Here is a 12355-nt window from a genome sequence, read left to right as displayed (position 1 = left end):
ATCCATGAGCGTCCGTCCCATCCTGTTCCACGCCGCCGCCTCGCCCTTCGTGCGCAAGCTCATGGTCCTGCTGCACGAGACCGGCCAGCTCGACCAGGTCGAACTCTACGCCGCCGTCCACACCCCCATCTCGCCGGATGCCGGCGTGGTCCAGGACAACCCCGCCGGCAAGATTCCCGCCCTGCGCCTGGCCGATGGCCAGACCCTGCACGACAGCCGGGTGATCTTCGAATACCTCGACCAGCAACACGCGGGCGAGCCACTGATCCCGCGCGACGGCCCGGCGCGCTGGCGGCGCCTGACCCTGGCCTCGCTGGCAGACGCGGTGATGGATGCCGCCGTGCTGATTCGCTACGAGACCGCCATGCGCCCGCAGGAAAAGCACTGGGACACCTGGCTCGACAACCAGCAACTGAAGATCGTCCGTACCCTCGCCTACTTCGACGGCCCGGCCCACGCCGAACTGGCCGAGCGCTTCGACGTCGCCGCCATCGGCGTGGCCTGTGCCCTGGGCTACCTGGACTTCCGCCAGCCGCACTGGGACTGGCGCGCCGAGTTCCCGCAGCTGGCGACGTGGTTCGCCGAGGTCAGCCAGCGGCCATCGCTGCAGGCGACCGTGCCGACCTGACAGCCTGGTGGGTATCGCTGCGCTCCCCCCATCCTGCAGAGCCTGAGAGTCGGGCCGGCGTGCTCCACACCCGCCAGCCCGCACCGCCCAGTACCCTCTCCGCAGTTGGGGAGAGGGCAAGGCCCGTGCGCCAGGTCATCACCACGGACTGAGCGTGCCTCACCACCCGCCGCTGAAACCGCTCATCGCGCACCACCCGCTTGCCCATCACCTGCCCGAACAACCCGGCGATGCGTCGCGCCAGCCGGCCTCCGGCATCGCGCTCCTCGCGCAACCCGCGCCAGGCACTCATGACGCTCTCCCCAGCCGGTAGAGCGGCAGCGCCAGCAGCAAGCCCATCTGGCCAACGCCAGCGCACAGTTCGAGGAAGGAGCGCACATGGGGGTTGTGCGCCGCGTCCTCCACGCCGGTGAGCTGCTCCCACAACCCACCGGGCAACAGCAGGGCGAGATGCGCCAGCGGCTTGCCGGCGGCAATCAACAGCGCAATCCAGTCGAAGCGACCGATCAGCATCAGCACTGGCAGGCAGAGTCCGGCGAGCAGCAGACCGGCCAGCAGGCAGAGGAAAAGACGCAGCAGATTCGGCATGGCCATGCTCCTCAGCGCTCGACGCGCACTTCACTCAGGGAAAAGGACAACTCGTCGTCGCGTGCCGGTTTGCCGATGCCGTACCAGTCCAGCCGGCGGGTCAGCACCATCACGCCACCGAGCACGCCGAACAGCAGCAGCGAGCCCATCAGCAGCGCGTAATCCTCGGCGCTGAGCAGTGCGTAGAGCATCCCGTAGAGCCCGGCGAGCCCGGCGCTGAAACCGGCCCCGCGCCACAGGCTGTGCAGCACGTGGCAGAGGTAGAAACCGATCAGGCCGACGCAGGCACTGGCGGAAATCAGGTAGGCCAGCTCGAAGCCGAGGTGCTCGGAAAGCGACAACAGCAGCAGGTAGAACAGCGCCAGCGCCATGCCCACCAGGGCGTACTGCACCGGGTGCACGGCCAGGCGCTTGAGCACCTCGAAGAGGAAGAAGCCGGCGAAGGTGAGGACGATGAACAGCAGCGCGTACTTCACCGCGCGGTCGGTCTTCAGGTACTGGTCCACCGGGTCCACCAGCGCCACACCGAAGCGGTGATTGCCGAACTCATTGCACACGGCGGGAGCGGCGCGCGATGCATCGGGGTCTTCCTCCGTAACGGCGCGGGCGACATCAGTCTGGGCCGGTGCGGTGCACGCACGCAGCTGGTCTTCCAGGTTGGTGGCGAAGAAGCTGGTGCGCCAGCGTGCGCTGAAGCCCTGGTCGCTCACGCTGCGCTCGGTGGGCAGGAACTCGCCGCCGAAGCTGGGGTGCGGCCAGTCCGACAGCAGGTTGACCTGGCTGTCGCGGCCCACCGGGGTGATGTCCAGGCGACTGCTGCCCAGCAGCGACAGCTCGAAGGCGTAGTCAAAGCGCTGTTCGCGGTCGCTGGCCTTGAGCGGCAGGACGGCGTGCACGCCATTGCCGAGAAACTGGCTCTGGGTACCGGGCTGGAAATCGCGCAGTTCGTCGCCCACCTTCAGCTTCGGTGCGTTCTCGATGCCGCGCACATCGCTGATGCCCACTGCCAGCAGAGGGGCATCGAAGCGATAGCTGTCCAGGTCGCTGGCGATGCCGTAGTTGGCCGGGAGCACGAAGCTGCCGCTGACCTTGCTGTCCGCGTGATACAGGCGCGCCTCGTAGATGCCCCGGTGGCGCAGCTCGGTGCGCATCTGCCCGTCGAGCAGGAAGGTCTCCGGCAGGAAGTACAGGCGGCCGCGCATCTCGCGCTCCTGCAGCACGCGCTGCTGGCTGGCCTTGTCGAGGCGCCAGACACGCACGGTGCGGCTGTAGGGCACGATCACCAGCGGGCCGGTGAGCTGCTGGCTGTAGCTGGCGCTGCGGGCGATGTCCTGCAGCACCCCGTCGCGGTAGTTCTGACGCTCGTCGACCAGGCCGTCGATCATCAGCAGGGGGATCAGCAGGAGGACGATCAGCAGGGCGATGGCGCCGAGCTTGATGCCGAGTTGGCGATTCATGGGGAGGGCTCTCCGTGGGTGGACGACGAAGAGAGCTTGGGGCGCGGACATGGTGGCGCCGGGGAGTGAATGTGGAGACTGTGTGGAGTTTTTGTGGCGAAGGCAGTCCCCCTACCGGCGCAACGCTCTCGTAGGAGCGAGGGGGGCGCCTAGCCCTTCTCCGCGATGCTCTTTCTGAACCGCAAACCAGCCTCGGACAGGGGTCGTTTACGCGGGCCCAATACGCAAGTATTTCCCGGTTGGAACGAGCGCCGCCGCGATGGATTTCGCGGACAAGGTCCGCTCCTACGGAAACAGCCCCGCCGCTCCCTGTAGGAGCGGGCCATGCCCGCGAACAGCGCCGATAGGCGCGCTATGACTCCGGCAGCGACAAACTCGCCCGCACCCCGCCATCGACGTTCTCGACACTCAGCCCACCGCCATGCAGCGCCGCCACCTCGGCGACGAAGTTGAGCCCAAGCCCGGTGCTCTTGCGCCCACTGGACGGACGCGGCAGGGAGTAGAAGCGCTCGGTCAGGCGCGCCAGGGCGAAGTCGGGAATCGCCTCGCCCTGGTTGAACAGCTCGACGCGCCAGCCGTTGCCTTCCGGCTCAGCGCAAAAGCGCACCGTGCCACCGGGCGGCGTGAAATCCAGCGCATTGTCCAGCAGGTTGCCCAGCGCCTGGCGCAGCAGGAAGCGCTCGCCCAGCACAGTCACCTCCAGGGGGATATCGTTCGCCAGTTGCACGCCCTGCCCACGCGCCAGACGCTCGTCGATCAGTTCATCGACCAGCCCGTGCAGGGCCACCGGCTCGCGCTCTTCCAGCCCCTGGCGCTGCTCCACCTGGGCCAGGTTCAGCAGACGTTCGATCAACTGCTGCAGCCGCTCGCTTTCCCCGGCGATGTTGCCGACGAAACGCGCGCGCTGCTCGGCCGGCATCTCGCCGTCGAGCAGTTCCGCCGCGCCACGGATCGCCGCCAGCGGGCTCTTCAGTTCGTGGGTCAGGGTATGCACGTAGCGCTCGACATAGGCCTTGCCCTCCAGCTGCACGCGCATGCGCTCGACTGCGGCGGCCAGCTGCGCCATCTCGCCACCCCGGTAGCGCGGCAGTTCCGCGCGCCGTCCTTCGCTGACCGCCTGGGCGTAGCGGGTCAGGCGCCCCAGCGAGCGGCTGAGCCACCAGGACAACAGCGCGCCGACCAGCAGGCCAAGGACGATCAGCCCGGCGCCGAGCCAGGCGAGGCGACGCTGGGAGCGGTCGATGTAGGGCTGCAGGGTCCGGTTGGGCTTGGACACCGAGACCACGCCGATGATCTTCTCGCCATCGCGGATGGGCTCGGCGACATACATCACCGAGGACTCCGGATCGTCCGCCGACTCACGACTGGAGCGCGCCCCGTACTGTCCGCGCAGGGTCAGGTAGACGTCGTTCCAGCGCGAATAGTCCTGGCCCACCGCCTGCCCGAGGGAATCCAGCAGGACGATGCCGCGTGCATCGGTGACGTAAATGCGGTGGCTCACCGCTGTCTTGTTCACTCCCCAGATATCCGCCTGCGGACTGCGCGCACCGTAGGCGCGGAGCATCTCGGGCAGCCGGCTCTGGCTGAGGGTGCCGCTCTTCACGTCGGCCTGCAGCACCTCGGCCAGCAGGTTGGCGGTGTCCACCAGGGTCTCTTCGCTGGACTGGCGCACGCCGGGGCGAATCTCGTCCATCACCGTGCGCAGGACGAACCAGCCGGTCAGCCCGACGAAAAAGAAGTAGACCAGGAAGATCCGCAGCGACAGGCGCATCAGCTCTTGTCCGGCGCGTAGCTGTAGCCCAGGCCACGATGGGTCTGGATGGGTTCGGCGGTGGCGGCGACCTGGCGCAGCTTGGCGCGCAGGCTCTTGATGTGGCTGTCGACATTGCGCTCGTAGCCGGCGTCAGCGGAGACGCCCAGTGCATCGAGCAATTGCTCGCGGCTGAACACCCGTTCCGGACGCGCCAGCAGGGTCTGCAACAGACGGAATTCATGGCGGGTCAGCGCCAGCGGCTGGCCGTGAAAGCGGATCTGCGCACGCGCCTCGTCCACCTCGAAGGGACCGCTGCCATTGCTTGCAACGGGCGTCTCGCGCGGCGCGGTACGTTTGAGGATCGCCCTCACCCTCGCGGCGACTTCGCGCGGGCTGAAGGGTTTGACCACGTAGTCGTCGGCGCCGATTTCCAGCCCCACCACCCGGTCGATCTCGGCGTCGCGGGCAGTGAGGAAAATCACCGGCACCTCGGAGAAGCGCCGCAGCCGCTTGCACGCTTCGAAGCCGCTGATGTCCGGCAGGCCGACATCGAGGATGACCAGGTCGAAGCCCTCGCGTTGCAGCCGCTCCAGCGCAGCGCCAGCCAGGCTCAGCCAGGTAGTCTCGAAGCCCTCCGCCTGCAGCGCGTAAAGCAGCGTGTCGGCAATGGCGGCTTCATCTTCGACGATGAGGATGTGCGGCATGGGGTTCCGGCTCCGTGGAATCTGCCGGCACGGTGCCGCAAGCCCGGCACCGCGTCAATCGGGGCCTCAGCCGCCAGAGCAGTTCGGTTTTCCGGCGGTGAAGCGCTCACCGGGGTCGACCGCGACGTGGAATTTGCGCAGGCCCTTGGTGCCCATCAGGAACGGGTAGTTGAAGTGGCTGCGGTCGGTCAGGTTGACCTCGATGGTGCGCTGGTCACCGCCCAGGCACACCGGTAGCTCGATCACCGGGCGCTGGCTGAGGCCGGGGTTGCGGTCTTCCTCTTCGTCCTCGGCGGCACCGTCGGCGCGGTTCTTGATCTTGGAGATGCGCAGCAGCTTGTGCTCGTACACCGAGTCACCGCCGTCCTTGGTGGCCAGCTTGAAGCGCACCCAGTCCTCGCCGTCGCGCTGGAAGATCTGGATGTCCTTGGCCGACAGCGACGAGGTGTAGGCGCCAGTATCCATCTTCGCCTGCAGCGTCTGGTTGAGCTCGGGCAGGCTGACCCATTCGTAGCGGCCGTAGAGCTTGGGTTGGGCGGCCAGCACCAGGCTGGGCAGAGCGAACAGGGATAGCAGGGCGAGGGCGCGTTTCACGCAGAATCTCCGGGGTGGGACATGTGCGCATAGGACTAGCACGACGGCCCTTGGTTCGCCATAGCGTCCCGCTTGGGCCAGGGGAATTGTCTGCGTATCATGGCCGCGCCACCGTCGCACAAGGAACCGGATCGCCATGCAGGCACTCTCCACGCGGGCACTCTCCATGCAAGCACTGGCCGGCATCATCGCCAGCCTCCTGTTGCTGCTCAACACCCTGGTCCTGATCGGCCCGATGCTGCTGATCGCCCTGCTCAAGCTGGTCCTCCCCGGCCATGCGGCCAAGGACGCCTGCTCACGCGGGGTGATGTGGATCGCCGAGACCTGGGCGGAAATCGACAAGGCCATCTTCGCGCTGATGACCCCGACCGTCTGGGACATCCGCGGCGCCAGCCAGCTGCGCGGCGACACCTCCTACCTGGTGATCAGCAACCACCAGTCCTGGGTCGACATCCCGGCGCTGGTGCAGGCGTTCAACCGCAAGACGCCCTACTTCAAGTTCTTCCTGAAAAAGGAGCTGATCTGGGTGCCCTTCCTCGGCCTGGCCTTCTGGGCGCTGGATTACCCCTTCATGAAGCGCTACAGCAAGGCCTTCCTGGATAAGCACCCGGAACTCAAGGGCAAGGACCTGGAGATCACCAAGGCCGCCTGCGAGAAGTTCAAGCGCATGCCCGTGACCGTGGTGAACTACCTCGAGGGCACCCGCTTCACCCCGGCCAAGCAGGCCAATCAGCAGTCACCCTACAAGAACCTGCTGCGCCCCAAGGCTGGCGGCGTCGCCTTCGTCCTGGCAGCACTGGGCGAACAGCTCGATACCCTGTTGGACATCACCCTGGTCTACCCCAAGGGCCCACGACCGGGCTTCTGGGACCTGCTGTGCGGACGCGTGCCACGGGTGATCGTGGATATCCAGGCGCGCGAAATCGACCCCGCGCTGTGGCAGGGCGACTACGAGAACGACGCGGAATTCCGTCAGTACGTGCAGGCCTGGGTTTCGCGCCTGTGGGAAGAGAAGGACGCGCGTATCGAGGCACTGCGCCAGGAGTTCTGACGCGGGCTCTATACCCCGCGCCCGGTAACCGGCGGCACCTTCAACGCCGGCGATGCGGGCATGCCCCAGAGGCCGCCGAGCGTGCCGAGCAACTGGCTGCTCAGGCCCTGTTCGGTGAAGTAGTCGAGGATCACCCCGGCAAAGCGACCGATCATCGACTGGTCCATGCCCAGCACGCCGAAGATCTGGTCGACATCCTGCAGGTTGTTGATCCCGCCGAGCAGCGCCGCGGCTCCGCCCAGGCCACCCAGCACGCCGCCCAGGTCGCCCATGGACTCGTTGCCGGAGAGTTGCTGCATGTTCGGCATGGCCTTCTGCAGCTGGGTGCTGTCGTTTTCCTTCAGGGTGTTCAGGGCCAGCCCAAGCAAAGCGCCAGTGCCGCCGATGGCCTGTTGCTCGCTGACGCCCAGTTGGCGGGTCAGGTTGCTCAACAGGGCATTGGCCGTCTGCGCAGGAGCCTCAGCCGACGGCGCAGGTTCCGCGGTCTCGGTGAAGGTGGCAGCGAACACGGGAGATACGGCCAGCCAGGCGGCGGCCAGGACAGCGGCGGATTTGGCGAACATCGACGGCTCCGGAGAGGATGCCCGGCCCCGAACAGGGACCGGGTCGTCGATATGACAAAGCGGGCCGCCGGCGGTTCCACGCCGTCCGACGGCCTGTCAACTCAGGCGCCAGCGCCCCAGAGACCGCTCAAGCTGCTCAGCAGCTGGCTGTTCACGCCCTGCTTGCCGAAGTAGTCCAGCAGCACACCAGCGAACTTGCCGGTCATGCTCTGATCCATGCCCAACGCGCCGAAGGCCTTGTTCACATCGCCCATACTGCTGACGTTGCCCAGCATGCTGCTGGCCGCCGAGTTGCCAAGCTGGCCACCCAGGCCACTGAGCGCGCTCGCGCCGGACAATTTGTCGAGGCCGGGAACGGCCTTGAGCAGCTGCGAGTAGTCGCCGCCGCTGAGCTGGTTCTTCGCCAGGCCCAGCAACGCGCCGGTACCGCCCACGGCCTGTTCTTCGTTGACCCCGAGCTGGCCGGTCAGAGCGCTGAGCAGACCACTGGCCTGCGGCGTGGCGGCGACCTGTGCGGTGCTGCCACCGGTGGCGCCGGATACCGCCTTGGCGGCGTCGCCAAGGTTGAAGGCAAATGCGGAAGAGGCCGCCAGCAGGGCGGCAAGGGCGAGGGTGGCACTGGGTTTGACGGACATCGCTGTCTCCTTTGGGAATTCCGGCAAGCGACCGGACGCCATATCGACCGGTCGGCAGTGACATCGTTCCGCCATGATCGGTGGCCTCGGTGAAACGCGGCGCTGCATCACAACGACGGAAAAAGATGGCCGGTAAAGGTCTAGCACAGGCATTTCCAAACACATAGAAGGTCCCGCCGGATGACCGCAGCAGGCGCGCATGCAGAGCCTCTTCCGATGAGGGCAAGGCACGGCACACCCTTGAAACTCCCCACCAGTGCCGAACATTCCCTAAGCTAGAGCCATCCCTGACCGATGGATCGATCATGAGCGAACCCTTCACCCTGACGCCCCGCGTGGCCCGCCTGCTGCCCTGGCTGGTGGCCATCGCCTTCTTCATGCAGGCCCTGGACGGCACCATCCTCAACACCGCGCTGCCGAGCATGGCCCGCTCGCTCAACGAGGACCCGCTGCGCATGCAGGGCGTGGTGATCGCCTACCTGCTCACGGTGGCGCTGCTGATCCCCTCCTCCGGCTGGATTTCCGACCGTTTCGGCACGCGCCGGGTGTTCCTCTTCGCGATCTTCCTGTTCAGCCTTGGCTCGCTGTTCTGCGCGCTGTCGCCCACCCTCGGCATCCTGGTCGGCGCACGGGTGGTCCAGGGCATCGGCGGCGCACTGATGATGCCGGTAGGGCGCCTGGTGATCCTGCGGGTCTACCCGCGCAGCGAGCTGGTGCGGATCCTCAGTTTCGTCACCATCCCCGGCCTGCTCGGCCCGCTCGCCGGCCCGACCATGGGCGGCTGGCTGGTGGAGTACGCCAGCTGGCACTGGATCTTCCTGATCAACCTGCCGGTGGGGCTGATCGGTTTCATCATCGCCCTGCGCCTGATGCCGGACCTGCGCGGCGCGCGCGCCACGCGCTTCGACAGCGTCGGCTTCCTGCTCTTCGGCGGCGCCATGGTGCTGATCACCATCGCCCTGGAAGGCCTGGGCGAGCTGCACATGCCCCATGTGCGCGTGGTGCTCCTGCTGGTGGGCGGCCTGGTCCTGCTGGCGGCATACTGGCTACGCGCGCTGCGCGTCGAGGCGCCGCTGTTCCATCCGTCGCTGTTCCGTACCCGCACCTTCGCCGTGGGCGTGCTGGGTAACCTGTTCGCCCGCCTGGGCAGCGGCTCGCTGCCATTCCTGACGCCCCTGCTGCTGCAGGTCGGGCTGGGCTACTCGCCGGCCAAGGCGGGGATGACCATGATCCCGATGGCCCTGGCCGCCATGCTGATCAAGTCGCTGGCCAAGCCGCTGCTGGAGCTGTTCGGCTACCGCCAGCTGCTGGTGGGCAACACGCTGCTGCTGGGCGCCATGATCGCCAGCCTCGGCCTGGTGGACCATGGCACGTCATACCCCCTGCTGCTGGCGCAACTGGCGGTGCTGGGCGGGATCAACTCGCTGCAGTTCACAGCCATGAATACCCTGACCCTGATCGACCTGCGCGACGACAACGCCAGCGCCGGCAACAGCCTGCTCTCGGTGGTGATGCAGTTGTCTATTGGCCTGGGCGTGGCGTGCGCGGCAGCGCTGCTGGGGGGCTTCAATGGCGATATGGAGAGTGCGCAGGGCGACGTGCTGTCGGCCTTCCACGCGACCTATATGAGCGTCGGACTACTGTCGATGCTGGCGGCGGCGATCTTCTTCCAGCTCAATGCCGAGGATGGCCGCACCGCGCCGCGCCGGGTCGATCCGGAGAACAACGTCAGCGAGCACTGATCAGGGCTTGCAGGTGGGGGCCAGGGTCTGGGTCTTCGACGAGTCCACCGATCCCATGTGCTCCAGGCTGCGACGGCCGAGCAGCACCGGGTAGTCCTGGCCCTGGCGGTCGCGCAGGGAGAACTGCTCGCGGTAGACCTTGTTGCCCAGGCACACGTCCATGAGCACCACCGGGCTGCGCTCAACGCCGCTGGCGTTGTGGAACTTCAGCACACGTTCGATCTTGCGCTCGAAGGGCAGGCGCAGTTCCTTGCCGGTCGAGGGGTCGGTGACCATCACGTCGTACTGCACCCAGCGCTCGTTGTTCTTCTTGATCCGGACGATGTTGCGCGCGTCCATCGTGGACGTCTGCGCGCCGGTATCCAGCCGGGCCTTGAAGGCGGCTTCCTCGGGCATCAACTTGATCGTTTCGACCCATCCCCAGTTCGTGGGCTGGGCGGGCTGAGCCGGTTCGTCGGCCGCAACGGCGCAGGTGCCGGTGACGGCGAACAGACCAAGGGCCAGCAGGCGGAAGACGGGCGACGACATGGATCAAAACTCCGGACGGGATGGCAGCTTCAGGCAATAAAAAACCCCGGATGTTTCCACCCGGGGTTCTTTGGCTGACGCCAGGGGATCTTAGTTGATCACCTGAACGCGCTCGGCCTGCATGCCTTTCTGGCCCTGCACGACTTCGAAGCTGACTTTCTGGCCTTCGGCCAGGGTCTTGAAGCCGTTACCTTCGATAGCGCGGAAGTGAACGAATACGTCCGGGCCGCTTTCCGGGGTAATGAAGCCGTAGCCTTTGGTCTCGTTGAACCACTTGACGGTGCCGTTCTGACGATTCGACATGGTGTTCTCCTTGGAACGAATTGGAAATTAGCCACGCGAGTGGCCAGGAACTGAGTTGCAAGGAGTTACAAGGAGTCGAGCAGGACGGGGTGGAATAACCGACCGCATCAGGTCACGATCGACGGCGACCCATGCAAACACAGTTCAGGCACTCTACGACAAAAATCTGCGGAAAGCGAATCTGTATAAAAAACCATATGAGCGCGGTCGCGCGATTTCTGACGAGTGGCCGCAAAGCCCTGCGCGGCCGGTATCCTGGCCCGCTGGAGGGCGCCCTCCTGCTACACTGCGCGGCCATATGGATTCACCCGGGCCTCTTTCGTGACCACCTCCGCCTTCTCCAGCCTTCCCCTGTCGGCCGACCTGCTGGCCAACCTCGATTCCCTCGGCTACCGCGAGATGACTCCGATCCAGGCCGCCAGCCTGCCGGTGATCCTCAAGGGGCGCGACCTGATCGCCCAGGCCAAGACCGGCAGCGGCAAGACCGCCGCCTTCGGCATCGGCCTGCTCAGCCCGCTGAATCCGCGCTACTTCGGCTGCCAGGCGCTGGTGCTGTGCCCGACCCGCGAGCTGGCCGACCAGGTGGCCAAGGAAATCCGCCGCTTGGCCCGCGCCGCCGACAACATCAAGGTGCTGACCCTCTGCGGCGGCGTGCCCTTCGGCCCGCAGATCGGCTCCCTGGAGCACGGCGCCCATGTGGTGGTCGGCACCCCGGGCCGGGTGCAGGAGCACCTGCGCCGCGGCACACTGAAGCTCGACGGCCTGAACACCCTGGTGCTGGACGAAGCCGACCGCATGCTCGACATGGGCTTCTACGACAGCATCGCCGACATCATCGGCCAGCTGCCGGCGCGCCGGCAGACGCTGCTGTTCTCCGCCACCTACCCCGAAGGCATCGGCCAACTGGCGGCGAAGTTCCTGAAGAACCCCGAGCGCGTGGAAGTGGAAGCGCTGCACGACGACAGCCAGATCGAACAGCACTTCTACGAGATCGATCCGAAGCAGCGCCTGGATGCCGTGGTGCGCCTGCTGCAGCATTTCCGCCCGCAGTCCTGCGTCGCCTTCTGCCATACCCGCCAGCAGTGCATGGAAGTGGTGGAGCAGCTCAATGCCCGGAAGATTTCCGCCCTGGCCCTGCACGGCGACCTGGAGCAGCGCGAGCGCGACCAGGTGCTGACCATGTTCGCCAACCGCAGCTGCAGCGTTCTGGTGGCCACCGACGTGGCCGCGCGCGGGTTGGACATCGCCGCCCTGGAAGCGGTGATCAACGTCGAGCTGTCGCGCGATGCGCAGGTCCACGTGCACCGCATCGGCCGCAGCGGCCGCGCCGGCGAGAAGGGCCTGGCGCTGTCGCTGGTCACCCCTGCCGAGGCCAGCCGCGCCCAGGCCATCGAGGACCTGCAGGGCGCGCCGCTGAACTGGGAGCGCATCGACTTCCTCAAGGCCAACGACACCCCGCTGCTGCCGCCGATGACCACCCTGTCGATTGCCGGCGGACGCAAGGACAAGCTGCGCCCCGGCGACATCCTCGGCGCGCTGACCGGCGATGCCGGGCTCAAGGGCACCCAGGTCGGCAAGATCGCCATCTTCGATTTCCAGGCTTTCGTCGCCGTGGAGCGCGACAGCGCCAAGCAGGCGCTCAAGCACTTCAACGAAGGCAAGATCAAGGGGCGCTCGTTCAAGGCGCGCATTCTCTGACACCACCGTTCACCCTGTAGGAGCGGGCCATGCCCGCGATCGCGCGCATGGCGCGCTCCTACAGGGAGCGCATCGGGTTGAAGCGGACGACGCGGCCAACACGACGCGCTG

13 protein-coding genes are annotated in these 12355 nt (G+C 66.6%); 4 read left to right on the top strand and 9 right to left on the bottom strand.

The window, feature by feature from the left end; all coding sequences use genetic code 11:
- Positions 1 to 4 precede the first annotated feature (4 nt).
- Positions 5 to 628, top strand: coding sequence for a glutathione S-transferase family protein (locus GA645_RS02415; protein WP_152219629.1), 624 nt, complete (start codon positions 5 to 7; stop codon positions 626 to 628).
- A 288-nt stretch (positions 629 to 916) separates the two neighbouring features.
- Here the strand turns inward: GA645_RS02415 and GA645_RS02405 are convergent, their stop codons facing one another.
- The 5 genes from GA645_RS02405 to GA645_RS02385 all read right to left on the bottom strand — a co-directional run bounded on the left by GA645_RS02405 (position 917) and on the right by GA645_RS02385 (position 5724).
- The gene (locus GA645_RS02405) at positions 917 to 1204 is read right to left on the bottom strand and encodes a hypothetical protein (RefSeq protein WP_372239795.1); all 288 of its coding nucleotides are present in this window, start codon (positions 1202 to 1204) and stop codon (positions 917 to 919) included.
- Between the two features lie 23 nt (positions 1205 to 1227).
- Entirely contained in the window at positions 1228 to 2673 is a 1446-nt protein-coding gene (gene creD, locus GA645_RS02400; protein ID WP_152219625.1) for a cell envelope integrity protein CreD, read from the bottom strand.
- A gap of 352 nt (positions 2674 to 3025) precedes the next feature.
- A complete protein-coding gene (gene creC, locus GA645_RS02395) occupies positions 3026 to 4444 on the bottom strand; it encodes a two-component system sensor histidine kinase CreC (protein WP_152219623.1) in 1419 nt (472 codons plus the stop codon).
- Positions 4444 to 5130, bottom strand: coding sequence for a two-component system response regulator CreB (gene creB, locus GA645_RS02390; protein ID WP_152219621.1), 687 nt, complete (start codon positions 5128 to 5130; stop codon positions 4444 to 4446). The genes creC and creB overlap by 1 nt, the downstream gene beginning before the upstream one ends.
- A 66-nt stretch (positions 5131 to 5196) precedes the next feature.
- Complete coding sequence (locus tag GA645_RS02385) at positions 5197 to 5724, bottom strand: ATP-dependent zinc protease (RefSeq protein WP_152219619.1); 528 nt, start codon at positions 5722 to 5724, stop codon at positions 5197 to 5199.
- A gap of 166 nt (positions 5725 to 5890) precedes the next feature.
- On the opposite strand from GA645_RS02385, the gene GA645_RS02380 reads away from it, so the two are divergent.
- On the top strand, positions 5891 to 6775 hold the full coding sequence (locus GA645_RS02380; RefSeq protein WP_152227861.1) for an acyltransferase: 885 nt from the start codon (positions 5891 to 5893) through the stop codon (positions 6773 to 6775).
- A gap of 8 nt (positions 6776 to 6783) precedes the next feature.
- Here GA645_RS02380 and GA645_RS02375 read toward each other — a convergent pair whose 3' ends face one another.
- A complete protein-coding gene (locus GA645_RS02375; RefSeq protein ID WP_152219618.1) occupies positions 6784 to 7338 on the bottom strand; it encodes a DUF2780 domain-containing protein in 555 nt (184 codons plus the stop codon).
- A gap of 101 nt (positions 7339 to 7439) precedes the next feature.
- Positions 7440 to 7973: a DUF2780 domain-containing protein gene (locus tag GA645_RS02370; protein WP_152219616.1), complete on the bottom strand. Its 534-nt coding sequence runs from the start codon at positions 7971 to 7973 to the stop codon at positions 7440 to 7442.
- 305 nt (positions 7974 to 8278) lie between these two features.
- On the opposite strand from GA645_RS02370, the gene mdtD reads away from it, so the two are divergent.
- A complete protein-coding gene (gene mdtD, locus GA645_RS02365; protein ID WP_152219614.1) occupies positions 8279 to 9715 on the top strand; it encodes a multidrug transporter subunit MdtD in 1437 nt (478 codons plus the stop codon).
- Here mdtD and GA645_RS02360 read toward each other — a convergent pair whose 3' ends face one another.
- Both GA645_RS02360 and GA645_RS02355 read right to left on the bottom strand, forming a co-directional pair.
- Positions 9716 to 10243 carry a RimK/LysX family protein gene (locus GA645_RS02360; RefSeq protein WP_152219612.1) on the bottom strand — a complete coding sequence of 176 codons (528 nt, stop codon included), beginning with the start codon at positions 10241 to 10243 and terminating at the stop codon, positions 9716 to 9718.
- Between the two features lie 90 nt (positions 10244 to 10333).
- Positions 10334 to 10546 carry a cold-shock protein gene (locus GA645_RS02355; RefSeq protein ID WP_015475193.1) on the bottom strand — a complete coding sequence of 71 codons (213 nt, stop codon included), beginning with the start codon at positions 10544 to 10546 and terminating at the stop codon, positions 10334 to 10336.
- Positions 10547 to 10867: 321 nt separating this feature from the next.
- Between GA645_RS02355 and dbpA the strand changes: the two genes are divergently transcribed.
- A complete protein-coding gene (gene dbpA / locus GA645_RS02350; protein ID WP_152219610.1) occupies positions 10868 to 12244 on the top strand; it encodes an ATP-dependent RNA helicase DbpA in 1377 nt (458 codons plus the stop codon).
- Positions 12245 to 12355: the final 111 nt, after the last annotated feature.

It is taken from the genome of Pseudomonas sp. SCB32, from assembly GCF_009189165.1.
Lineage (GTDB): Bacteria > Pseudomonadota > Gammaproteobacteria > Pseudomonadales > Pseudomonadaceae > Pseudomonas.
This window is presented reverse-complemented; position numbering and strand designations above follow the sequence as displayed.